Consider the following 23,125-nt stretch of genomic DNA (forward strand, 5'->3'; position numbering starts at 1 on the left):
CCGTTCCACTCTAGCTGTATTGGTGAAAATAGTGCTCAAACAACGTGTCAATCTGCTCTTCAAGCGGCGCGATATGGATGGTTGATGCCATATCCTCGTCGCCTTCGGCCAAAAAGGACTTCATGATGACCGGGAAAAAGATCGCCCCGTACAGCTGCATCAGCATCTTCCGGATGTTATCGTCGTCTTCCTCCCCGGTAATTTCCCGGACCGTCCCGATCAGCCGCCGGGTCTTCATCACCTTGCAATAATGCGAGTACTCATGCTGCGACTCGAAAATAACGCGGGTCTGATCGATCATCTGTCTCACCAGCCCCGGGTATTCCTGAAGATGGCGGACATAGCGGTAAAAGAACTGCTTCAGTCTTTCCCTCGCCGGCATCGAGTCGTCCTCCAGCGCGTTAAACACGTCCTCGAACGTCAGCACGAGGGAACGGATGGCCTGGGTAATCAGCTTTTCCTTCGATCCGAAGTGATAATTGACCAGCGCGAGGTTGGTGTCCGCCTTGGTCGCGATCCGGCGCAAGGTGGCACACTCAATGCCTTCATCCCGAATCAGCTCAACGGTGGCTTTTAAAATATCGTGTTTGGTGTCGGTTCCTGAGGTATGCCCTGTGGTGTCTTCCTTCATCGGTTCTTTCACCTGCCCCCCTCTCCTGTCATGCAGCAAATTTAAACAGTGTTTAATACGTTGTTTAATTTACTCTCGGCCGCCCCCCTTTGTCAATATTTATCTGTAAAAAAATACATAAGGATGAACCGGGGATCTCGGGAGCAAAAAAAAGGCCCGGCAGCATCATGCCGCCAGGCCTCCCGACTATTTCATCGTGCGATTGCTTTATTAAGTGACTGCGTTATTGGCAGTGGATCACGATATCCAGCGGATAACGGCCGGCATGCCGGCCATACAGCGCGATCCCGCCTTCATCGGCCTGAAGATCCAGCCGGAACCGGCGGCTTCCGTTCAGCCGCGACGCGATCCGGCTCGGCACTTCTGAGAGCTTGCCCGGGTCATCCAGCAAACAAGGGCTTGTTTCCCACGGCCTTACTCTTTTCCCCGGACCGTCAGTACATCGGACTGCACGTCTTGGGCATGCCGGCCGATCTGAATTTCAAATTCGCCGGCTTCGACAACCGGATTCAGATCACGGTCAATGAAAGACAGTTCTTCGTGCCCGATCCCGAACGTGACCGTCTTCGTCTCACCCGGCTGCAGCCAAATCTTGGCGAAGCCTTTCAGCTCCTTCTTCGGCCGGGTCACCGTGCTGACCTTGTCGGAGATGTACAGCTGGACCGTTTCCGCTCCGGCCCGGCTGCCGGTGTTGGTCACCGTTACCGCAGCCTCCGCCCGTCCTTCCGGCGTAATTTCCGCCGGCGAGACGGTGACCGGGCCATACTTGAACTCGGTGTAGCTGAGCCCGAACCCGAAGGGATAGGCCGGCTCCAAATCCGTCTCCAGGTAGCGCCGTCCGGTCGTACGCTTGCTGTTATAGCGGACCGGCAGTTGGCCGACATGCTTCGGAACGGAGACCGTCAGCCGGCCGGAAGGATTCTCGTCGCCGAATACGATATCGGCGATCGCGTGGCCGCCCTCCTGTCCCGGGTACCATGCCTCCAGGATGGCGTCGGCATGCTCGTCGATCCACGGCTCAGCAACCGGCCGGCCGTTGATGTACACCACGACCAGCGGCTTCCCGAGCTTGGCCAGCTCCTCCGCCAGCTCCCGCTGCACACCGGACAAGCCCAGCGTGGAGCGGTCGATGCCCTCGCCGCAGTCCATGTCGCTGTGCGGGCGGTCCGTCACGACCGACGCACCCGTGCGCAGGTCGATCGTGCCTTCGCCGAAATCGCGCGCGCTCGACCCGCCGAGCACGAGCACGATCGTGTCGGCGGCGGCTGCCGTCTTCAGCGCCAAGTCGAAGCCTTCCCGGCTGTCATCCTTGACCCGGCAGCCCGGCGCGTACAGCACCCGATCCGGCGCATGCGCCAGCTTGGCCCGGATGCCGTCCAGCACGGTCGACACCTGCTCCCGCGGCTGCGGGGAGGTATAGTCTCCGAGCTGATTGTACACGTTGTCGGCATTCGGGCCGATGACTGCGACCGTCCCCGACTCCTTGGACAGCGGCAGCGTGCCCTCCTGATTCTTCAGCAGGACGATGCCTTCGACGGCCGCCTGCCGGGCGAGCCGGATGTGCTCCTCGCTGCCGATGACGCGGGCTGCCCGTTCCGGGTCGACGTATGGCTGCTCGAACAGACCCAGTTCGAACTTCGCTTTCAGTACGCGAAGTACCGCTTGGTCCAGCGTGTGCATCTCGATGCGCCCGCTCTGCACAGCCGCTGCCAAGTGCGCGCGGAACATGTCGCCGGACATTTCCATATCCACGCCGGCGTTCACCGCCATGGCTGACGCCTCCTGCGGGTCGGCTGCCGTGTCATGCCCCCACACCAGCATGTTGATGGCGCCGCAATCGGTAATGACGAATCCATCGAAGCCCCACTCCTTGCGCAGCAGGTCCGTAAGCAGATATTTATCGGAGGTGCATGGCACGCCGTCGATTTCGTTGTACGCGGTCATGACCGATTTCGCGCCGGCCCGGACCGCTGCCTTGAACGGCCGAAGGTCTACCTCGTGCAGCTCGCGCAGCCCCATATGAACCGGTGCGCTGTTGCGTCCGCCTTCCGAGCTGCCGTAGCCGGCAAAATGCTTCAGCGTCGCTATGACGCTGTCGTCGGCGTCCAGCCGCTTGCCCTGCAGCCCTCGCACCGCCGCTTCCGCCATCACGGAAGCGATCCACGGATCTTCCCCGTACGTCTCCTCCGTCCGCCCCCACCGGGGGTCCCGGACGACGTCGAGCACAGGGGAATACGTGGCCGCTCCGCCCTGGCTGCGCGTCTCCAGGGCGATCGCCCGGCAGATCTCTTCATACAGCGCCGGGTTCCACATGCTGGCCAGCGTCAGCGGCACCGGAAACACGGTCGCCCCGATCGCCATATGACCGTGCGAGCACTCCTCCCCGAACAGGATCGGGATGCCGAGGCGCGAGCGCTCGATCGCGTACCGCTGGATCGCGTTGATCGTCTCCGCGCCTTCCTTTGGCGACAGTCCTGTCGCCAGCGTCACTTCCGTCCACGGGTCGGCGCGCAGCACGCCGTACAGCGAACCGATGCCGCCTCGCTCAGCGGCCTCCTTGAAAGCTTCGTCCAGCGCGACGCCATTTTCCTCCCGCCGGTACGTTTTCCAGCCGAACAGCTGCACAAGCTGCCCGACCTTTTCCTCCAGCGTCATGAGGCTGAGCAGATGCTCCGCCCTCGCCTCGCTGCTCAAAGCAGAATCTTGATAACTCACTGGATCTCCCTCCATATCCCTTGATCCCGTTTCACCCTCCGGGTTCCGGACGGTTACCAAGGGCTGCACCAAACCCGTAAACGGAATCGTTGGGTCGCAAGCTGCAGCGCCTCATTGGCCTTCTTCCAGAAATGCTTCGGTTTTTTATGTATTTATATAAGTGGAAAATTGAAATGGATGATGGGGCAAGCTGCCTCGTCCCGTCTTAAATGACAATTAGCCAACCCCCGGCCTCGCGGCCGGGATATGTTGGCTCCTTGCACTTTGGTATGAATCGGCTTATTTGCCGGTGTTCCACTGGTCGTATGCGGCTTGGTACAGTTCCACGATGCGGTCGGACCCCATCTTTTTCACTTGTGCCACGTATTTATCCCAGTTGGAAAGCGGCTCCTGCCCGGTAATGAACTTCGCTTCCATCTGCTGCACGTAGGTATCGAGGTCAGACATCAAGGCGGATGCTTCGCTCTGCTGTTCGTTGGTCAGATAGACGTTCGGGAACGGCGATTTGCCGATTGGCGTCAGCTTCTCTGCATTCTCCTTGTCGATCCAGTCGTCGAACTCGGATCTGAGGCCTTTGGTCACTTCCGGATCGTTGACGCCAGGCGTCAGGATGCCGAAGTTCGGCGTAATTTTGCCGCGGTATTCTTCGCGGTCGCCGCCGCCCGGTACCGGCAGCCATTCTTTGACGTGGTTTTCCTTGTCCTTGTATTTCCACAGCACGCCTTCAGGTCCTTGGTTAAACAGCGTCGAACCCTCGTAGCTGTACAGGTAGTCGATCCAGCGCATCGTCGCTTCCGGCGCAGGGTCCTTGCTCGTGATCGCAAACGTGCCGTTGGCGGACATGCCCGGGTGCTTGCCGTAAACCGGTGTTCCCGCAATTTCGCTGGCAACCGGCGTCATGAGCGGGTTGTCCGAGCTTGGCTCGCCGCCCAGCGTGAAGTAAGGGAAGTAGTCGTTAAACAGGCCGATCTGGTTGTTTTGTCCTTTGGCCTTTTTCTGGTCGGCCGTCTGCGAGAACGTCTCGTGATCCAGCAAATCTTCCTTCCACAGCTTGTTCATGAAGGTCAAGTAACCCTTGTAGCCTTCTTCTTGAGGGGAGTAGTGTACTTTGCCGTCCTTGTCTGCGTAAATCTTCTCGTCGTACATGCCCCAGAATCCGAAGAAATACATCCGCAAATCATCCAGCTTAACCGAAGTCAGCGGAATTTCATCCTTCTTGCCGTTGCCGTTCGGATCCTCATCCTTAAAGCGTTTGAGCAGCGTGTACAGCTCGTCGGTCGTCTTCGGCAGCTCAGTTACGTTCAGCGCCTTCAGGAACTTGCCGTTATACCACATCGGGCTGCGGTACCATACCGCGGCTGTATCGATAAACGGCAGGGCATACATATGACCGTCAGGCGTCGTAAACGACTTGCGGACATCCGGGTGCTCGTCGAGGATTTTCTTGATGTTCGGCGCATAGCCTTCGTCGATGTACTTTTCGAGCGGAATCAGGACGCCCTGGGTTCCGTACGTAACCTGCTCCGACGGCTTCAGGTCGGCCGCATACAGCATATCCGGCAGATCGCCGCTGGCGAACATCAGATTCTTCTTCGTTTCAAAGCTGTCGATCGGCGAAAGCTGGTATTCCAGATGGATGCCCGACAATTTCTCCATCTCTTGCAGCACGGGCATTTTGTTCCAGTCGGCCACGCCCGCGTCCTGGGACATCACTTTTAGCGTGAGCGGCTTATCCACGATCGGAAAGCCTTCCTTCTTGACTCCCTCCGCGGTCGCCGAACTATCGGATGATGCGGATCCGCTTCCTCCGTCTCCCTTAGAAGATCCGCAGGCTGCAAGCAGGCTGGCGGAAATCGTCAGGCAGAGCAGAATGGATGATGCTTTGCGAAGATTTTTCATGACAACAACTCCCCTTTTAAAGTTATTGATCTATGGCAAGATCAGCCCTTAACCGAACCGATCATGACACCTTGCACAAAATAACGCTGAAGGAACGGGTAAATGACAATAACTGGAATCGTAGCGACGATAATCACGGAATATTTCACCAGGGCGGCGATTTCCGCCTTGTTGTTCATCGCGGCCGCCGTGGAGGCATCGATCGCTCCTCCGCCCTGCGCCGCCATTTCCTGCAGCACCAAAATCTGGCGCAGCACCAGCTGCAGCGGGTATTTCGCCGAGTCGTTCAGGTAAATGAGCGCCGAGAAGTAGCTGTTCCAGTTGCCCACCCCGTAGAACAGGGCCATCACCGCGATGATCGGCATCGACAGCGGCAGGATGATCTTCAGGAACAGCCGCATGTTCGTACATCCGTCGATCTGCGCCGCTTCCTGCAGCTCCTTCGGAATCGAGCTCTGGAAGAACGTCCGCGAGACGATGATGTTCCAGATCGACGCGGCCGACGGAATGACGATCGCCCACATCGTATTGACCATGCCCAGCTCCTTCACCAGGAGGTATGTCGGCACCAGGCCGCCCCCGAAAAACATCGTGACCATAAACATGCCCATAAAGAAATTGCGGCCGACAAAGTCCTTGCGGCTCAGCGCATACGCCGCCGGCAGCGTCACGAGCAGGTTGATCGCGGTCCCAACCACGGTGTACAAAATCGTGTTGCCGTACCCCGTCCAGATGCTCGTGTTCTCGAACACCCGCTTGTAGCCGTCAAACGTAATGCCTTTCGGCCACAGCCACATCTCCCCGGACCCGACCGCTTTCGGGTCGCTGATGGAGGCGCTGACCATGTACACCAGCGGGTAGAACACGATTAGAAATGCCAGAAACACATACAGGTAATTGAAGGCGAGAAAGACTTTATCCCGCCGGGTTTCTCTGACTCCGGATAACATCGAAGCCCCTCCTCTCTACCACAAACTGTTTTCGCTCGTACGGCGGACGATCTGATTGACGACGATGAGCAATACCGCATTGATGACCGAGTTAAACAGGCCGATGGCGGTCGAGAAGCTGTACTGTGCATCCACCAGACCCGAGCGGTAGACGAAGGTGGAAATGACGTCCGATGAGCTCATGTTCAGCGGGTTTTGCAGCAGCAGGATTTTCTCAAAGCCGACCCCGAGCAGGCTGCCCATATTCAGGATGAGCAGGATGGTCATCGTCGGCACCAGCACCGGGATGTTGATGTGCCGCAAGCGCTGGAAGCGCGAAGCCCCGTCGATAATCGCCGCCTCATGCAGCCCCGGATCGACGCCCGAGAGCGCGGCGAGATAGATGATCGTGCCCCAGCCGGCGCTCTGCCACACGTCCGAGAAGACGTACATCGTCTTAAACCAGCGCGGGTCGGTGAGGAAGTCCGGTGATTTCAGGCCCAGCCCCTCGATCATGTGGGTGACGATCCCCGTCGACGGCGAGAGGAACGTGATAATCATCCCCGCCATGACGACCATGGAAATAAAGTGCGGTGCGTACGTGACCGTCTGGGACAGCTTCTTGAAGAAGCCATTTCGGACTTCGTTGAAGGCCAGCGCCAGAATGATCGGGATCGGAAACCCGACGACCAGCGAATACAAGCTGATGCTCAGCGTGTTCCAGAGCAGGTCCCAGAAGTAGTAGGAATGAAAGAAGCGGACGAAGTGGTCGAAGCCGACCCACGGGCTTCCCGTAATTCCTTTTGTCGGAATGAAGTTTTTGAACGCGATCTGGATGCCGTACATCGGCCCGTAACAGAAAATAAGAAAGTAGAAAAAGGCCGGCGCAATAAACAGGTACAGCTCCCAGTTCAGAATGATGCGCTTCCACAAGCTTTTGTGGGTTTTCTTTTTCGGCATCACAGCCGGACGGCCAGCGATGGCAGCTTTTGTATCATGCATCGTATCACTCCTTCTCTGGTAGATTCTTTGTTGCCTTTATCTCTCCGTGATGACGGAGGGTAAAGCCCGAAAAAGGCGGGTGAACAAGGTTTGTGATCTAAACGTATTCGATCGGTAAAACCTTCGTAAATATGTCATTTTCCACATGTCCCTGAAATTCAGGGCAAAACCCGTACGAACAAGAAGAAAATCGACCGATTTTGGCCAGAGGAATATGTTGTTTTTGCATCGAATTCGGGTGAATCGAGCAATACTTAACATTATAATGATAATTTATATCACACAATAATGTGTGGTATATTACCTGAACGAGGAAGAGTTTTGTTTAAACTTCCTCTTGTGCGCCCCATGACGATGTACCCTGCCAGCTGTCTCGCGTTGTTTCTCCCTTTTACTAAGGGAACAAAAATTTCGGCTGACCAGCATCTAGGCGATAGCCCATCCTCATTAGGGGAGTTAAACAAACCAGGCAAGCAGCTAAGCGTACTCGTTCCGAACAGGATCCTGAGAGATCTTCCGGTCGGCTCCGATGGTTTCGTACAATGAAGAAACATCTCTCTTCCATGAAGACTTCTCCTTAAATGAAACATCCTTTTTCAGTGAAGCTTCCATCTTCAACGCATCTATCTGCGGGCCGATCCTCCACCAAATGTCCCTGTTTCTGGCCGCGGGTTTTGATCATTAGCTACCTGCCTGTTTCCCCCGCATCTCGCTTCAGCGGCGGGTGATAACGCTTACACTAAACATATCGGAGCCCCCGCCCTGCGTAAATATGTCGTTTTCGTCCCCCTATCAAATCCGCTTGAAATCCGGCTCCGGTGGCTACATTCACTTGTGATTCAGGAGCCGAATATGTCATTTTTGATGATTTGGATAGCTTTTAAGGTGTATATATCAAAAATGACAATTCGCGCACAAGCCCTTATGGGGCGCGGTTTTACGGCAGGTCAAAAATAACATGTATGCGTTTACATCTGTTTTGCCGGCACAACCGTTTGACAATGGCGTTCGGTCATTTTCACTTCCACCTTTTGGATGCTGCAGCCTGATTATCATCATCGCCGGTGCACTTCGGCCAGGTGGACATATCAAACATCCTTAACACTCCTTCGAAGTTATTTGCGCACACCAAAAAGCCGCCTCATCAGATTTCAATCTGACGAGGCGGCTCTCACCGCTGCCGCGGGATTCAATCAATAATCGAACCACTCGTGCTTCTGTCCGTCCTTGTCGGTTAACTCCACACGAATGGCCTTAACCTGAAGGATCACATAATCCGGATCATCCGGGCCGGAAAAGTCCGCGCTGAACTCTTCCCGCCAAACCTGCTGGCGGAGAGCTTCCTCTGTGTTCACGGATAATTTTCCGTCGATCTCCACCGTTTCCCGGGAATCGTTCTCCCCATGCCCTACCAGAAGCGACACCGGCGTCTTGTTTTCCAGGTCCCAGGTTTGGCTTTTCCGATTTGCGACAAGATAGATGCTCAGTCCTTTGTTGTACTTCGGCATCCGGCGCAGCCGCGGCTTCTGATTCTCCACCGTCGCAACGGCGGCGTATTCGTGGTGATCCAGAATTTTGGCAACCTCATGCTCCATGGCGAATTTAGCTTCCATTAATAATCACACCCCTTCTCTTCTGACATAACCGACGAAGGGCGCGAGCCCCTCGTTCATTGGAAATCGTTGAAATCAGCCAAGGTAGGATTCAAGCATCCATACATGCTTATCCAAGTCTGCCTGCATCGCGATCAGCATATCCGCGGTTGGGTGGTCACCGGCGCTTTCCGCCAAGTTGATGGTGTCATGCAGTTCCTTGCTTACCGCCGAGAAGTCATGGATGAGCGACTGCACCATGCCGCGTGCGTCCTCTTTTCCTGTAGCTTCCGCAATTGAGGCGATTTCCAGGTACTCTTTCAATGTAGCAGACGGTCTGCCCTTGATCGCCAGGAGGCGTTCGGCGATTTCGTCCGTTTTTTGCGTAACGTCGTTGTACAGTTCCTCGAATTTCGCATGCAGCGTAAAGAACTGTTCTCCTTTTACATACCAGTGATAGTTATGAATTTTCACGTAAAGGATGCTGAAGTTTGCCACCTGCTGGTTCAATGCCTGTTCCAATGTTAATGTCGTTGTGTTTGTCATCATTTATCCCATCCTTTTTTATCAGTCAGTGAAGGCCTTCGGCAAGCCTTTCGGTTCGTAAGCTTTCTTCTGTAACTGAATTGTACACAATTTAGTTACAGTAAATCAATATGCCATTTCTATCATTTTAATCCCAACCAGGCATGGGTACGATTTCACCCCCCTTCTACTGCCGCCCTTCGATTTTGATACCGTTGGACAATATGCACCCAGAGGCACAGCAGCGGAAGATAGACGTACAACAGGACCAGTCCGGCCCAGGTTACCACAGAATCCAGCTTGTCGATCGTCTTGGGTCCTTGTAATACGGCGATAATGACAAACGACATCCCGCATGTGAACCATACCAGCGGCTTGGATCTCAATGGGGTGACCTGTCTCAAAATTCGGGTTCCTGCCCACATGGCCATACATACCGGCGGCAGAATCACGATAAACCAATTGAACACGTACACGTAATCGAACCGGTCGATGAACGGGAGCCGGGCCACTTTCGACAGGATCAGCGTCGGCCAGATCGTATGCTCCAGCTGCTGAACGTTAAAGAACGCCAATGTGACTAGAGCGACGACCAAGTAAAGTACTGTGGAATGGGCTACGGCGATATGAGCCCACTTCCGGGACTTTTCTGGATGCTTGATAAAGGGATACAGCAGAAGCAGAAACTCCACCCCATAAAATAAATTGAGCGAATGAAACGCCGACTGGGCATATTCACGCGGCGTATGATTCATTAGCGGCAGGAGATTCGTCCAATGGGCATACTGCAGCGGAAAATAAATCGATACCAGGAGCAGGGTGGGAATGACGACGCAGAAAAAGCAGATTCCCGTGATCACCCGCAGCCCCCCGGTCACGATATATACGGCGGTCAGCAAAATGAGCAGGCATACGAACCAGAGCGGCGTCGTGGGAAACGCCCAAATATGGATGACCTCCATGTAAGACCGGATTTGATAGACGATAAACAGCAGCATATAACCGTAGAACAGGAGATTCATCGCATCTCCCAGCCATTTGCCGAACAACTGCCGATGCAGGTGGAGGATATCGCCTCCGTCCGCGTGCTTCATGATCGCATAAATGATCCACACGACCGCATGCAGGCTGAGGCCGACGAGCAGTAAGGATAACCAGGAGTCCTGCTGCGCCCCCTTGATGTTCCGGCTTTGAAAGTTCAGCATGGCAATGCCTGTCTGCGTTCCGTGAATCATAAACCACAGCAGATAGGGGGATACGGTTAAGCTTTCTTTGATCTGTCTGGGCATCTTCGACCACCTGTCCTTGTCATTCTCCGATTCCCGATTTGGTCAGTTGCAGGTTGATAGCGATATCGAACGCCGTTTTCGGATACAGCCTTTCGTAAAATTCCTTCTCATCCCAGTCCCGGGAATATGCCCTGACCATATCCCCTACGCCCAGCGGATCCACACCGCTGTCCCTCAGTTTGGCGAGCAGCGACATCAGGCGTTCCCGTATCTGCTTTTCCAGCTGGCGGTCTACCTCGCGGTCATTGGAGTCCTTTCTTAAGTCCATCCATCTCGGATATTCCTTCACCATCCCGCTGATCGCGAGCTGGACTTGAATATGCAAGCCATTTGCTCTCATGACCGCATGCTTGGATTCCCTTCCATAGCTCACCGAAAAAAGGGCCGTTCCTTCCTGCCCGTTCTTTTTCAGGGTGAACGGAATTTCCCCGCGCATGGAATATCCTTGAAGAAGCTTATAATAGAACATTTCCTCCGGATTCAAGGTGAGTTTTAACCGGTCCTCCTTGAAAATGCCATATCCCGATACCTGCAATCTGCGCGCACCGTTTAACCGGATGACCGGAAGCGAAACGTCCCTTCCCGCGCCATGGTAATCAAACAGCATCATCGAGAGGTTGGATCTCGGTATATTCCCCGATTTCATATTCTGTTCAATGAGATGGTACGGCAGCTCCCGGCTGCCCTGCTCGGCTATGACCTTGGCCAGGGACGTGACCGGCTCCTCCGATACGGCCACCGTCAAATAATTGCTGATCAGCGGGTTGCGGCAGATCGAATTGATGAAATACGAAAGGCCGCTCTCCGCGAGCTCCCGGCTGAACAGGAGCAGCCGCAGCTTCTCGATTTTGACCGGCTGGGCCGACTGGCCGTTCATTTCGTTCAGGACGAGCTGGGTCTGCCCCGCCCGCCCCTGCAGCGTGCCGACTTTCCCCCTCTGCGTAAAATCGCTGTAGAGAGCAGTCCCGATATATCCCGGGCGGCCGTCGTCAAATCCGAGCACCGTGACGATACGGATATTATCGACCATTCGGTCGTTGCCGCATCCCCCAAGCGCAAAGACGATACCGAATATCCCCAGCCATCTTGCGAGGCTACTCATGCTCAATATCCTCCTTGTCTTCACTCGGGGTATACCGCTTGGAATCCAGAGGCCTCAGGTAAATGTTCCGGTTGGTGATATACCGGTACGATCGCCGAACGAAGCTGTCGCCGAAGTTGCCGGTCCGCAGCGGGAACAGCGGCAGCAAGTACGGGGTGCCGAGGGATTTGAGCCGCAGCAGGTGGCCAAGCAGCAAAAAGAGCCCGGCCACAATCCCCAGCCCGCCCCATAGACCGGCCAGCAGGATCAGCGGGAAACGCAGGAGGCGGATCGTATTGGCCATTTTAAAAATCGGAGTCGTAAACGAGGCCAGCGCCGACAACGCCACAATGATCAGCAGGATGCTGCTCGCCAAGGCGGCTTCCACCGTGGCCTGGCCGATGACGATCCCGCCTACGATGCCGAGCGTCTGGCCGATTTTGGTCGGGAGCCGGGCTCCGGCTTCCCGCAGCAGCTCGATGGTCACTTCCAGGAAGAGCGCCTCCAGCACGGGAGGAAGCGGGACATGGGTTCGGGACATGATCAACGGCTCCAGTATATTTTCCGGAATAACCTCGAAATGATACGTTAATACGGCGACATAGACAGGCGTGACAAAAATGGAGAAAATGACGCTCAGAATGCGGACGATGCGAAAGAAAGACCCGATAATCCAGGGCAAATAATAGTCCTCCGGCGATACGAAAAAGTCCAAAAACGTGGAAGGGCCAGTAAAGACATAGGGTGATCCGTCCGCGAACACCGCGACCTGTCCGGAAGTAATGGCGTAAGCAACCCGGTCTACCCTTTCCGTCGACAGAAAAAGCGGGAACGGGGAGTTGGTATGATCGGATATAATCTGATCGAGAATCGATGTGTCGAATACGACCTCGAAGTCGATCTTGCCGAGCCGCTGTTTCATCGTTTCGATATGCTGCGGATTCGTCACCCCGTCAAGGTAAGCGATCATGACCTTCGTATTGGACAGGCTGCCGACCGAAACCTCCTCGATCACCAGCTTCGTTACGGCGATTTGCTGTCTCAGTAAATGAACATTGACATGAATATTTTCCACAAAGCCGATTTTGGGCCCCACGACGCTGAATTCATTTTCGGTCTCGTTGCTTTGGCGGTGTCCCTGTTCGGTTTGGTTGATATTAACGATCAAAAAAGCCGGCTCTTCCGACGCGATCCGGAGGATCACATACCCTTTGACCAGCTTGGACTCGACTTCCGACGTATCCTCGGTGATTTGCGCTTCATCGAACGGGATGCGGTTCTGAATGTCCACCAGCCGATGAATGTCATCATCATGCTGCTGGATTTCAGCGATAAGATAACGGTTGATCTTCTCCGCATCCACAAGAGAAGAATAGTAGCTGATCCGGATCCGGTCGTCCTCCGCAAAGGGTGAAAACTGCCGAAAATCGCTGGACTTGGCGGCTTGCTCCAATATTTCACGGAGGGTCTTGGGTGCATCAGGCTTCATGACGATTTCCTTTCCTGTGAGAAAATGAGCATAGATCCCATTATGTTCGGCGCCCGGTCAAAACATACCTCATTTTTCCCGGGTGCAGCTCACGGAATAGAACGAAAAGAACCCCCAAGGAAAGCCGGCAGTCCGTATCGGCTCATTTGGGGGTCCATCGATTTAGCTCAGCGCATTTTTCATAAACCTAAAAATATCTTCTTCGCTCATTTCCGCCACATCCGGGGACACGATCTGCTGTACCTGCAGGCCGTTCTTGAAGATGGACAGCAGCCGCGCTGCCTTCTCGGCGTCCACATGGGCCGGGATCACGCCGTGCTCCTGCCCAACCTTGATCCACTCAGCCGAATTTTGAATGGCTGTCTCCTGGTATCGCTTCAGGATGTCGGCCACGGCGGGCTTATCCTTTTGACTCAGCAGGTAAATAAAAATGAGGCTCGAAGCGGTCTCCGTGCTGGACATATGCTGCATCCTTCCCGAAAGGGCGGACAGCGGCCCTTGAAGGCCCGCATCCTCTCCGACCGCCCGGGATACCGACTCGTAGAAGATTCGATTCGTATTCTGCATCCCTGACTGCAGGATCAGGGCGAACAGTTCGTCTTTGCTTTTGACATAATGATAAATGGCTCCTTTGGTCAGACCGCTGCGGTCAGCGATATCCTGGAGCGTCGTCGCCCGGCATCCCCTCTCCAGGATCATCTCTTCGGCCGTGTCCAGCAGCAGCTTCAGGCTGGGATTCATCGACTTGTCGTCCATTATCTATTCCTCCATATCGCTTGGGTTATTATTTGATTCATAAGCTGAATGATTTACGTTGCTGATTAATGTATTGCTGAATGATTTACGGTTTAAAGCAGCTTCCCGCTTGACCCGTTTCACGTAGGTGACGTTCCACCAGATCGTAAGCGCCAGGATGCCGTATGTGGCAAATGGGGAAACCGCCAGAAAGGCAGGAATCGACAAAGTGTACACCAATCCTACTTTAACACAAGCTTCGAGCAAAAGCGCGACGCCCCACACCGCCGTCATGCGGCGAAAGGTCTGACGATAGGCGGGCAGGCGGTTCCACTTGTCGTGCATTTCCGGATCGCGGCCGGCGAACCGTTCGGCAAAATAAAAGATCAGCGGGCGTGCGGCAAGCAGGGATCCGAGGAATACCAGGCCCATGATCCCTGTAACATAAGACTCCCTCAGCAAGATGAACCGTTCGTCGCCGCCCAGCAGAACCGCGGCAATGCCGAGAACAAGCCCGAGGAAAATGAAGCCGGAGAACATATCGACTTTGCGGGTATGTATTAGGCTGTACACGGTATCGATCAGCGGTACAATGGCGGCGGCCGATAAGGCCACCAGGCTGCTCGTGTGCGGCAGCAGCAAGGTATACACAACATAAGGAAGCACGATGTTGACAATCAGCGTCACGATAATGGCGTTTCTCGATTTGATCATTGGTTTGAACCGTCCTCTCCAATAAATAATTCGTTTGTGTCAGGTTGTGAAATCCAATCGGAATATTAGGAACTGCAATAATAAGGCCGCTGTTTCGCTAGTCATACCTTCGGTAGGTATTTTCTATGACTTTAATATACCTACCTCCGGTAGGTATGTCAACATCAAAATCAAACTTGCAATCCCCCTCTATCCGGTTGTTTTCCTTGAACCAATCCAAAGCCCGCAGTCCGCAGTCCGCAAGATGCATACGAAAAAACCGGTACATGATGCACCGGTCATTTTTAACGCTTTTGTTATGATTTTTTATTTCATCCCCAAGCTCATTCCTCCGGAACCCTCGGCTTATTCACGTCATCCGGAATCCGCTCATCGAAAACGTCTTGGCCCGGGAAATCCCGGACATGGCCTTCGTGCAGCTCATGATTCTCGTAGTCGAATCGGCCTGAGCTGCGCTGATCCACCCGCCACGGCGTGCTTTTTCCCAGCTGCTCGGCGTTGACCGGCGACCCGTAGGGCCCGTCCGGAAACTCCTCGAAGGCCAGATCGTTGCGCTGCGACTCCACGGTCGACAGGTCTGTCGAAAGGGCCCGCTTCTCATCCTTCATTTCTTGACTCATGGGCGATTCCTCCCTGCGTTTTCGGCTCCGTACTGCGTGGCATACTTGGACCCGATCATTCTCCTTATTATGGATGGAATAGAGCAAAGTATTCTGGTGGAAATCGTTGACAAACAAAAAGAAGCGAAATTACTAAAAAACAAAAATACATTTTGTTTTTATAGGAGGTTTCAAGGTGCCTTAATTCTCTCCAGCTGAAAAAGAAAAACTTCGTGATTTAATCGATGCCGGTAAAAGGTTGTTTGCGGCACAGGGTCTTAAAAAAACTTCACTGGAACAATTAACGGCCGCAAACGGGATCGCCAAAAGCACCTTTTACGCTTTTTACGACGCAAGGAAGCCATGTACTTGGATCTGCTGGAGTTGGAAATGGCCGGGATGGAGGAAAAAGCGTGGGCCGCTGTAGAGAAACAGTCCTCTCGAGCAAATCGAAAATGCTGCCCCTAACCTCAGCTGCCACATCATCGCACGCCCTCCTCTAAAAAAATATTTCAAAAATTTCCTCCAGATATATTGTCTTCCGCAAATTCGCGTGTTAATATAGCGACAAATGAACAAATTGTGAACATAAACGAGCATATATTACGCAAATAATACTCATTTATGTTTGATTTGGGCATTGAATGTTCATTTTCGCTTGAGTTAAGGGGGAATGATGAATCGACAGTGTGTGGCATATCAGCAATATGGATTTGACGCTCCGGCTGCTGTTATCGGTCGCCATGGGCGGATTGATCGGCATGGAACGCGAATGGAACAATCACGCCGCCGGCTTTCGGACCCATATCCTGGTCTGTCTCGGCTCGGCGTCCATCATGATCCTGTCCATGTACGGCTTTGAAGCCTTCGTGGACGAAACGAACGTCCGCCTGGATCCGGCGCGGCTCGCTGCGCAGGTGATCAGCGGGATCGGCTTTCTCGGCGCGGGAGCCATTCTCCGCTCGGGACAGACGGTATCCGGACTGACGACCGCCGCTTCGGTATGGGTCGTGGCCGCGATCGGACTGTCGATCGGCGCCGGATTTCTCTACTCGGCCCTTCTGACGACCGGTCTTGCTTTTATCAGCCTGTTTGCCCTAAACAAATGGGAAAAGCTCATCATGCACCGCAAGAGGAACTTCGACTTCCTCATCCGGGTGCCCGACAAGCCGGGCATGCTTGTGACGGTCGCCAGCGAGCTGGATGTGCTTGGCATCAAGATCAACAATATCGAAATCCGCACGCCCGACGGGCTGGCGGATGCCATGGTCGAACTGAAATTCCATATCCGCTCCCCAAATCCGATGCAGGTGGTTGCCGCCATGGACAAAATATCTTCCCTGCCCGACGTGCTTGGCATTGAATCGTCGGGAATTTCCTCAGAATTCGCACAAAAATTTTCCGCAAACAACAAGTATTCCAATTTCAAGATGTAATCGAACTGACGGCAAGCCTGACAAATGAGCAAAAATGAACAAATGTAAGCAATCGTATATGCGATTTGGCGGAAAGGATGGTTATATTGCTGGCAGCTGAACGAAAAATGAGAATCGTCGAATTTGTCAGACAGCATCGGTCGGCTTCTGTCGGCACGTTAGCCAAGGAATTCGGCGTTCATGAAGCGACGATCCGGCGCGACCTTGCCGAGGTCGAGCAGGAAGGGCTTCTGAAACGGACGCACGGCGGCGTTATTGTGGAACAGCTCACGCATCACGAGCCTTCGTTCAACGAAAGATCGGGCATCCAGCTCGATCAGAAGGAACGCATCGGCCAGAAGGCGGCAAGCTTGGTGGAAGACGGGGATCACATCATTTTGGACTCCGGCACGACCACGCTGCACATCGCCCGCAACCTGGTCCACCGCTCCAACATCACCGTCATTACCAACGACATGAACGTGGCGGCCGAGCTTCGGGACGCTCCCGGCGTCAAAGTGACGGTCACCGGCGGGGAACTGTATCCGTCCAGCTTCATGCTGAACGGCATGTTTACGGATTACGTGCTGCGGTCAGTACACGTATCCAAAGCATTTATCGCGACCACCGCGATCCATCCCAAATACGGCCTTACGCTTCCGGAAGCCCAACTGGTCGTGGCCAAGCAGGGCATGATCGCGGCTGCCCAGGAAGTCATCGTCGTCGCCGACGAAACGAAGATCGGCAAAATCTCGCTGTACAACGTCGCTCCCAATAGCTCGATCCATACCCTGATCACGGGCAACGAGGTTGCGGAATACGACATTAAGCAGTTTCAGGATGCCGGCATTCAAATTTTAACCGTCTGACGGAACGCAGCTCCTTTCAGGGTAGCTGACGATGACGTCAGGCCCGATCGAATGATAAGGAAATCCAGTATTAAAAAAACCAAATAACGCTCACATGGAGGTGTTCCCTGATTTGAGTACGATTACGCAAACGGTGGACTCCCGGTCGCTCCGGCTCACCCACCCCCACCATGTCGAAGAAATGACGATGGATCGGACCGTCACGGAAGGATTCGTCGTCATTGAACCCACTTTGGCCAGCATCTGTCATGCCGATCTGCGGTATTTCGGAGGCCTTCGGAAACCCGAAGTCCTTGCCCGCAAGCTGCCGATGGCCCTGCTTCATGAAGGCATCGGGAAAGTCGTCGGCGGCTCCTCCAAGCTTCAAGCGGGACAGCGGGTCGCCATCGTGCCGAACCTGCCGGGCTATCTGCTGAACGGCGTCAAGCACGACGAGTGCTGTCCGGCCTGCCGGGGAGACATTCCGGAGAATTACTGCTACAACGGCAAGTTTCTCGGAAGTACGATCGACGGTATCGCGCAGAGCCGGCTCGTCATTCCGGAGGCATGCGCCATTCCGATCCCGGATTCGATTCCGGATGACATTGCCGTGCTGGCGGAGCTGTGCAGCGTATCCTACCGGGCGATCCGCCCCGTGGCCGATCTGCTGGACAGCGCACAGGTCGCCGTATTCGGAGACGGCCCGGTCGGCTTCCTGACCGCCGCCATGCTCCATTATGCCTTTGGCGTCAGCACGGAGCGCCTGACGGTATTCGGCGCCATCCAGGAAAAGCTGGAGCATTTCACGTTTGCCCGGACCGAAATGGTGCAGGAATACGATTTTCAAGGCGGCTGGAAGGTTGATGTCGTGCTGGAATGCACAGGCGGAAGATTTAGTGAAAGCGCCATCAATCAAGGGATCGACTTACTTCTCCCTGGGGGCCATCTGATCGCCATGGGCGTCAGTGAGGAGCTTGTTCCTATCAATACGCGGGATGTGCTGGAGAAAGGCATTACGATCCACGGCAGCAGCCGCAGCTCGCATAGCGATTTTCGGAAGGTGCTTGAAGTGATGCAGCAGGAGGAATGTCAGGAGACGCTCCGGCAGTTGGTGCCGGATGACTATATCCCGGTGAGCAAGGCAGAAGACTTTGCGGGCGCAATGGAATCTGCCCTGGCTCACAGAGACTGGAAGAAGATGTACCTCGATTTTCGCTGGTGAGAGAGCGAAAATCTTGTTCAATAGTGTACCACACAAGCGGGTTGAAGTAAAAACGGCTGGAGGATGCCCAGGCATTCCTCCCTCCGTTCTTCATCATATGAAAGCGCTTGCCGTGGACGATGAACCCAAACAACACATAGCAACCGCTGGTGAAGGAGGAATCCGTGTGGCATCCATTGAGTTGGTCGATGTATCCCAATCGTTTGACAAAAACACCATCATCCCCCGTCTGAACCTGAAGATCGAAGACGGCAAATTCACCGTCCTTGTCGGTCCTTCGGGCTGCGGCAAGACCACCCTGCTCCGCATGATCGCCGGGCTCGACCGCCAGACTTCCGGGGCGGTTCTGATCGGCGGCAGCGACGTATCCGCCATTGCCCCGGGCCAAAGGGGTGTCGCGATGGTGTTTCAGAACTACGCCATTTACCCGACGATGTCCGTACGCGAGAATATCGAATTCGGCCTGAAAAACAACAAAGTACCCAAGGAGGAACGGACACGGCTCGTGGAAAGCATCAGCGAGACGGTCGGACTCCGCCCGTACCTCGACCGCAAGCCCTCCACCCTTTCGGGCGGCCAGCGGCAGCGGGTGGCGCTCGCGCGGGCGATGGTCAAGAAACCTTCGGTGTTCCTGATGGACGAGCCCCTGTCCAACCTGGACGCCAAGCTTCGGGTGCAGATGCGCGTCGAGCTTATCGAGCTGCACAAGAAGCTGGGCTCCACCTTCGTCTACGTCACGCATGATCAGGTCGAAGCGATGTCCATGGCCGACACCATCGTGCTGATGAATCAGGGGGAGATTCAGCAGGAGGCTTCGCCAGCTGAAATTTACCGCGAACCGGATAATCTGTTTGCCGCGCAGTTTATCGGGGTGCCCCCGATGAACGTCGGCGACATGGGGCAGGACGGAGTCCGCTTTGGCTTTCGTCCGGAGCACGGGCTGCTGTCCACCGAGCCGGCGGATGCCCATTTTACGGCCAAGGGCGTCATCTCCACCCGGGAAATGCTCGGCTCAGAGACCATCTACCAGGTCCGTACCCGGGACCATTCCTTTATGATCAAATGCACCGAAGACCTGTTCAGCGTGGACCAGGACATCTATCTCTCGGTGGACGAATCCAAGCTCTTTCTCTTCGGAGCGGATGAAAAGCGGATTTACCGCGATGACCGACGGCATAACACCTACCTTCATGCGCTAAGGGGACGTTTCCAATGAACCGGCGCAGAGTATGGGAGACGACCAGGCCGTACGCGCTCATTTTGCCGGCGATGATCGCCTTGTTCCTGTTCGTGGTCTACCCGGTCTTTTACCTCATTAAATTAAGCCTGTATAAATACAACCTGCTCAATAAGGACAAAAGCAAGTTCATCGGTCTTGACAACTACCGGGAAATCTTCACCCGGGACGATTTCTATCACGCCCTGGCTAACACCGCCGTCTACACGGTGGGCGTCGTGCTCTGCACCATGCTGCTCTCGCTCGGCGTGGCCGTATGGCTGCGGAAGCGGTCGCGGTTCAACGCCATTCTGCAGGCCGGCCTGTTCACGCCGCATATCATTTCGATCGTCTCAATTGCGCTCGTCTGGATGTGGCTGATGGAGCCGGGGCACGGTCTGCTCAATTATGTGCTAAAGGCCTTCGGACTTCCGGGATCACCCTGGCTGCAGAGCTCCAGCACTTCCATGATCTCCGTGATTCTGGTCTCGGTGTGGCACAGCATCGGCTATTACGCCCTCATTATGGTGGCGGCGCTGCAGAGCATTCCCCCGACCATCTACGAAGCCGCTGCGCTGGACAATGCCAGCAGGTTCAAGGTGTTCTGGAAAATTACGCTGCCGCTGATCTCGCCGCAGTTGTTTTTCATCCTCGTCATCATGACGATCGGCTCCTTCAAGGTGTTCGATACCGTCAAAATCATGACCGGGGGCGGCCCCAACGGCTCAACGACGACGCTCGTGTACTACATCTACGAGTTCAGAACGACCAGCATCGGCTTCGCTTCAGCCACCGGCGTCGTGCTGATGGCGATAATCGCGGTGCTGACCTTTGTTTACTTCAAAGTCCTTGCCCAGCGGATTCACTACCAGTGAGCCGCACCATGGGCAGACAACAACCTGAGGGGGTGCTTTTCCCGTGCTGATCCAGGAAAAGAAACAAGTCGGCGGGAAGCTGCGTTACCGGATCCGGGACCATGCGTCCCTCCGGCTTCTGAAACGGCTTCTGGGCTTCGTGGCCAAGCTCGCCGTGCTGATCGTGTTTATTTTCCCGTTCCTGTGGATGATATCCACTTCGCTGCAAACCTTTGAGGAGACGCTGGCCTTTCCACCGACGTGGATTCCCGCCGCGCCGCAGTGGCATAACTTTGCCGAGGCCATGAGGTCGGCTCCCTTCGTGACCTATGCGAAAAACTCGGTTATCATCACCGTCTCCGTCATCGTGCTGCAAATGATCGTGATGATCCCGGCGGCGTACGCATTTGCCAAATACCGCTTCTGGGGCCGGAACCTGCTGTTCGGCATCGTGCTGCTCGCCTTCATGATTCCAGGGCAGGTGACGTTCATTCCCGTCTACCTGATGATGGCGGATTGGGGCATCAACAACACCCTTCTGCCTCAGATCATTCCGTTCATGGCCAATGCCTTCGGAATTTTCTTGCTCCGACAGTATTTTATGCAAATCCCGCAGGAGATCATTGAGTCCGCCCGGCTGGACAATGCCAGCGAGTTCAAAATCATGCAGAAGATCATGATCCCCATGGCCGTTCCCGCCTTGGCCACCGTCGCCTTGTTCAGCTTTGTGAGCCATTGGAACGACTACTTCTGGCCGCTCGTCGTCACCGACTCGACCGCCGTCCGGCCGCTGACGATCGGGATCGCCATGCTCCGGGAATCCGAGGGCGTATCCAACTGGCATATCATCATGGCGGGCAACGTTGTGCTTGTCCTGCCGATCCTGATCGTGTATTTGTTTGCTTCCAAGCAGATCGTCAAGGCTTTTGTATACTCCGGTATTAAATAAGCTGTCGCTATGACTATTTAAATTACCTGAAAAATGGAGGAGTTTCTGTGAAGAACAAGTTTCCATTCATCGCGCTGACCCTGGCGCTGATCATGACTTTATTGGCAGGATGCAGCGGAGGCGGAAGCGGGTCCGAAGGCGAAACGGCTGGCACGGACAGCAAGGCCGCTTCGGGAGAGGCATCCAGCAATTCCGGTAATTCCGGCTCCGGCAAGGAGACCATCCAGTTCTGGCACTCGATCGGCGGCAAGAACGGTGAGTTTCTGGACGCCATGATCAAGCGGTTCAACAGCTCCCAGGACAAAATCGAAGTCGTCGGAACGTTCCAGGGCAGCTACCAGGAAACGGTAACCAAACTGCAGCAGGCCGTTGCGGCCAAGACCGCGCCGGACGTGACGATGCTTGAGCGTTCCAACGTGCAGCTGTTCGCGGACGCGGAAGTTCTGGAAGACCTGGCCCCCTACATGGAAAAGTCCGGCCTCAGCAAGGACGATTTTGAGGAGGGGCTGATGGGGCATTCCTATTTTAACGATAAGCTGGTCTCCCTTCCGTTTAACCGCTCCACGCCGGTGATGCACATCAACAAGTCGATGCTGGACGAAAAAGGCTTGTCCATCCCGACAACCTGGGACGAATTGAAAAAAACAGCCGAAGCGCTGGTCGTCAAGGAAAACGGCGAGGTGAAACGCTACGGGCTGACGATGCCTTATGATACCTGGTATCCGATCGCCATGATTACGCAGGCCGGAGGCAAGTTCTTCAACGATGAAGGCACGTCCGTCGGTTATACGACCGAAGCGTCCAAGACATTCAAGTATCTGAAGGAGCTGCAAAATGCCGGCGCCCTCTACTATCCGCCAAGCCAGGACTCCGGCAACATTACGAACCAGATGTTTACGAGCGGCAAGGTGGGGATTCTTTTTCAATCGACCGGTTCGATCTCCGGCCTGACTCAAGGTGCGAAGTTCGATTACGTGACGGCATTCCTTCCGCAGGATAAGCAGCACGCTACACCGACCGGGGGCGGCAACGTGGCCATGATGGCGGCCTCCAAGCATAAGGATGCGGCCTGGGAGTTCATGCACTGGCTGATGACCAGTCCGGAAGGCGCGCAGCAGTTCGTTATCGATACGGGCTACCTGCCTTTCACGAAGCAGATGGTCGAATCGGACGCCATCAAGCAGTTGTGGGAAAAGGAGCCAAACCGGAAGGTGGCTTTTGAGCAGCTCCAATATGCCGTTGATACCAACAAGAGCGTCCAGTGGCCGCAGGTCGAGCAGGAGTTTAACAAGGCGATCCAAGCGATCATGTACGATAACAAGGACGTCGATGCCACGCTGAACAGCTACAAGGAAGAAGTGGACCGGATCTTGAAAAATTAACGTGATCCTATTCCCGCCAATAACAAGGAGGTACACTGT

Annotated in this window: 22 protein-coding genes; 8 read left to right on the top strand and 14 right to left on the bottom strand. The window is 54.8% G+C overall.

Translation table 11 applies throughout. From position 1 onward, the window contains the following. Window positions 1–10: 10 nt before the first annotated feature. From ABIE48_RS28035 to ABIE48_RS28100, 14 genes are all read right to left on the bottom strand, one after another. On the bottom strand, window positions 11–643 hold the full coding sequence (locus ABIE48_RS28035; protein WP_145026633.1) for a TetR/AcrR family transcriptional regulator: 633 nt from the start codon (window positions 641–643) through the stop codon (window positions 11–13). Window positions 644–854: 211 nt separating this feature from the next. After that, window positions 855–1,022: a hypothetical protein gene (locus ABIE48_RS28040; RefSeq protein WP_186326069.1), complete on the bottom strand. Its 168-nt coding sequence runs from the start codon at window positions 1,020–1,022 to the stop codon at window positions 855–857. A 23-nt stretch (window positions 1,023–1,045) separates the two neighbouring features. Continuing rightward, window positions 1,046–3,346 carry a glycoside hydrolase family 3 N-terminal domain-containing protein gene (locus ABIE48_RS28045; protein WP_483312671.1) on the bottom strand — a complete coding sequence of 767 codons (2,301 nt, stop codon included), beginning with the start codon at window positions 3,344–3,346 and terminating at the stop codon, window positions 1,046–1,048. A 279-nt stretch (window positions 3,347–3,625) separates the two neighbouring features. Beyond that, window positions 3,626–5,245 (bottom strand): type 2 periplasmic-binding domain-containing protein, encoded by a 1,620-nt coding sequence (locus ABIE48_RS28050; RefSeq protein WP_116234272.1) that lies wholly within the window; start codon window positions 5,243–5,245, stop codon window positions 3,626–3,628. A gap of 41 nt (window positions 5,246–5,286) precedes the next feature. Further along, entirely contained in the window at window positions 5,287–6,195 is a 909-nt protein-coding gene (locus ABIE48_RS28055; RefSeq protein WP_192715910.1) for a carbohydrate ABC transporter permease, read from the bottom strand. 15 nt (window positions 6,196–6,210) lie between these two features. Further along, window positions 6,211–7,134, bottom strand: a complete 924-nt coding sequence (locus ABIE48_RS28060; RefSeq protein ID WP_260869478.1) for an ABC transporter permease — start codon at window positions 7,132–7,134, stop codon at window positions 6,211–6,213. A 1,235-nt stretch (window positions 7,135–8,369) separates the two neighbouring features. After that, window positions 8,370–8,789 carry a pyridoxamine 5'-phosphate oxidase family protein gene (locus ABIE48_RS28065; protein WP_192715911.1) on the bottom strand — a complete coding sequence of 140 codons (420 nt, stop codon included), beginning with the start codon at window positions 8,787–8,789 and terminating at the stop codon, window positions 8,370–8,372. A gap of 75 nt (window positions 8,790–8,864) precedes the next feature. Beyond that, on the bottom strand, window positions 8,865–9,314 hold the full coding sequence (locus ABIE48_RS28070; RefSeq protein ID WP_192715912.1) for a Dps family protein: 450 nt from the start codon (window positions 9,312–9,314) through the stop codon (window positions 8,865–8,867). Between the two features lie 155 nt (window positions 9,315–9,469). After that, window positions 9,470–10,582 (bottom strand): GerAB/ArcD/ProY family transporter, encoded by a 1,113-nt coding sequence (locus tag ABIE48_RS28075; RefSeq protein WP_192715913.1) that lies wholly within the window; start codon window positions 10,580–10,582, stop codon window positions 9,470–9,472. Window positions 10,583–10,601: 19 nt separating this feature from the next. Next, window positions 10,602–11,684 (bottom strand): Ger(x)C family spore germination protein, encoded by a 1,083-nt coding sequence (locus ABIE48_RS28080; protein ID WP_192715914.1) that lies wholly within the window; start codon window positions 11,682–11,684, stop codon window positions 10,602–10,604. Beyond that, a complete protein-coding gene (locus ABIE48_RS28085; protein WP_192715915.1) occupies window positions 11,677–13,152 on the bottom strand; it encodes a spore germination protein in 1,476 nt (491 codons plus the stop codon). The genes ABIE48_RS28080 and ABIE48_RS28085 overlap by 8 nt, the downstream gene beginning before the upstream one ends. A gap of 162 nt (window positions 13,153–13,314) precedes the next feature. Then, window positions 13,315–13,908, bottom strand: a complete 594-nt coding sequence (locus ABIE48_RS28090; RefSeq protein ID WP_192715916.1) for a TetR/AcrR family transcriptional regulator — start codon at window positions 13,906–13,908, stop codon at window positions 13,315–13,317. 3 nt (window positions 13,909–13,911) lie between these two features. Further along, a complete protein-coding gene (locus ABIE48_RS28095) occupies window positions 13,912–14,601 on the bottom strand; it encodes a VC0807 family protein (protein ID WP_145026653.1) in 690 nt (229 codons plus the stop codon). 323 nt (window positions 14,602–14,924) lie between these two features. Next, the gene (locus tag ABIE48_RS28100) at window positions 14,925–15,221 is read right to left on the bottom strand and encodes a hypothetical protein (protein ID WP_076172932.1); all 297 of its coding nucleotides are present in this window, start codon (window positions 15,219–15,221) and stop codon (window positions 14,925–14,927) included. Between the two features lie 220 nt (window positions 15,222–15,441). Here ABIE48_RS28100 and ABIE48_RS28105 point away from each other — a divergent pair, with 220 nt between their 5' ends. The 8 genes from ABIE48_RS28105 (at window position 15,442) to ABIE48_RS28140 (ending at window position 23,086) form a co-directional block, all read left to right on the top strand. Further along, window positions 15,442–15,627, top strand: a complete 186-nt coding sequence (locus ABIE48_RS28105; RefSeq protein ID WP_354520726.1) for a TetR/AcrR family transcriptional regulator — start codon at window positions 15,442–15,444, stop codon at window positions 15,625–15,627. 280 nt (window positions 15,628–15,907) lie between these two features. Beyond that, window positions 15,908–16,636: an MgtC/SapB family protein gene (locus tag ABIE48_RS28110; protein ID WP_076172979.1), complete on the top strand. Its 729-nt coding sequence runs from the start codon at window positions 15,908–15,910 to the stop codon at window positions 16,634–16,636. Between the two features lie 86 nt (window positions 16,637–16,722). Further along, window positions 16,723–17,484: a DeoR/GlpR family DNA-binding transcription regulator gene (locus ABIE48_RS28115; protein ID WP_076172929.1), complete on the top strand. Its 762-nt coding sequence runs from the start codon at window positions 16,723–16,725 to the stop codon at window positions 17,482–17,484. Window positions 17,485–17,596: 112 nt separating this feature from the next. Then, window positions 17,597–18,685: an alcohol dehydrogenase catalytic domain-containing protein gene (locus ABIE48_RS28120; protein ID WP_260867085.1), complete on the top strand. Its 1,089-nt coding sequence runs from the start codon at window positions 17,597–17,599 to the stop codon at window positions 18,683–18,685. A 166-nt stretch (window positions 18,686–18,851) separates the two neighbouring features. Next, window positions 18,852–19,901, top strand: a complete 1,050-nt coding sequence (locus ABIE48_RS28125; protein WP_145026659.1) for an ABC transporter ATP-binding protein — start codon at window positions 18,852–18,854, stop codon at window positions 19,899–19,901. Beyond that, a complete protein-coding gene (locus tag ABIE48_RS28130; RefSeq protein WP_089549057.1) occupies window positions 19,898–20,776 on the top strand; it encodes a carbohydrate ABC transporter permease in 879 nt (292 codons plus the stop codon). The genes ABIE48_RS28125 and ABIE48_RS28130 overlap by 4 nt, the downstream gene beginning before the upstream one ends. Before the next feature lie 187 nt (window positions 20,777–20,963). Then, window positions 20,964–21,704 carry a carbohydrate ABC transporter permease gene (locus tag ABIE48_RS28135; RefSeq protein ID WP_084204006.1) on the top strand — a complete coding sequence of 247 codons (741 nt, stop codon included), beginning with the start codon at window positions 20,964–20,966 and terminating at the stop codon, window positions 21,702–21,704. Between the two features lie 47 nt (window positions 21,705–21,751). Further along, window positions 21,752–23,086, top strand: a complete 1,335-nt coding sequence (locus ABIE48_RS28140; protein ID WP_354520091.1) for an ABC transporter substrate-binding protein — start codon at window positions 21,752–21,754, stop codon at window positions 23,084–23,086. Window positions 23,087–23,125 lie beyond the last annotated feature (39 nt).

The sequence above is a fragment of the Paenibacillus sp. OAE614 genome, from assembly GCF_040546645.1.
GTDB classification, from domain to species: Bacteria; Bacillota; Bacilli; order Paenibacillales; family Paenibacillaceae; genus Paenibacillus_AQ; species Paenibacillus_AQ favisporus.

Excerpts from the sequence above, each read along its gene's own strand:
- ABIE48_RS28050 (WP_116234272.1), bottom strand. The coding sequence starts at position 5,245 with ATGAAAAATCTTCGCAAAGCATCATCCATTCTGCTCTGCCTGACGATT.
- ABIE48_RS28055 (WP_192715910.1), bottom strand. The coding sequence starts at position 6,195 with ATGTTATCCGGAGTCAGAGAAACCCGGCGGGATAAAGTCTTTCTCGCC.
- ABIE48_RS28060 (WP_260869478.1), bottom strand. The coding sequence starts at position 7,134 with ATGCCGAAAAAGAAAACCCACAAAAGCTTGTGGAAGCGCATCATTCTG.
- ABIE48_RS28065 (WP_192715911.1), bottom strand. The coding sequence starts at position 8,789 with ATGGAAGCTAAATTCGCCATGGAGCATGAGGTTGCCAAAATTCTGGAT.
- ABIE48_RS28070 (WP_192715912.1), bottom strand. The coding sequence starts at position 9,314 with ATGACAAACACAACGACATTAACATTGGAACAGGCATTGAACCAGCAG.
- ABIE48_RS28075 (WP_192715913.1), bottom strand. The coding sequence starts at position 10,582 with ATGCCCAGACAGATCAAAGAAAGCTTAACCGTATCCCCCTATCTGCTG.
- ABIE48_RS28080 (WP_192715914.1), bottom strand. The coding sequence starts at position 11,684 with ATGAGTAGCCTCGCAAGATGGCTGGGGATATTCGGTATCGTCTTTGCG.
- ABIE48_RS28085 (WP_192715915.1), bottom strand. The coding sequence starts at position 13,152 with ATGAAGCCTGATGCACCCAAGACCCTCCGTGAAATATTGGAGCAAGCC.
- ABIE48_RS28090 (WP_192715916.1), bottom strand. The coding sequence starts at position 13,908 with ATGGACGACAAGTCGATGAATCCCAGCCTGAAGCTGCTGCTGGACACG.
- ABIE48_RS28095 (WP_145026653.1), bottom strand. The coding sequence starts at position 14,601 with ATGATCAAATCGAGAAACGCCATTATCGTGACGCTGATTGTCAACATC.
- ABIE48_RS28100 (WP_076172932.1), bottom strand. The coding sequence starts at position 15,221 with ATGAGTCAAGAAATGAAGGATGAGAAGCGGGCCCTTTCGACAGACCTG.
- ABIE48_RS28110 (WP_076172979.1), top strand. The coding sequence starts at position 15,908 with ATGGATTTGACGCTCCGGCTGCTGTTATCGGTCGCCATGGGCGGATTG.
- ABIE48_RS28130 (WP_089549057.1), top strand. The coding sequence starts at position 19,898 with ATGAACCGGCGCAGAGTATGGGAGACGACCAGGCCGTACGCGCTCATT.
- ABIE48_RS28135 (WP_084204006.1), top strand. The coding sequence starts at position 20,964 with ATGATATCCACTTCGCTGCAAACCTTTGAGGAGACGCTGGCCTTTCCA.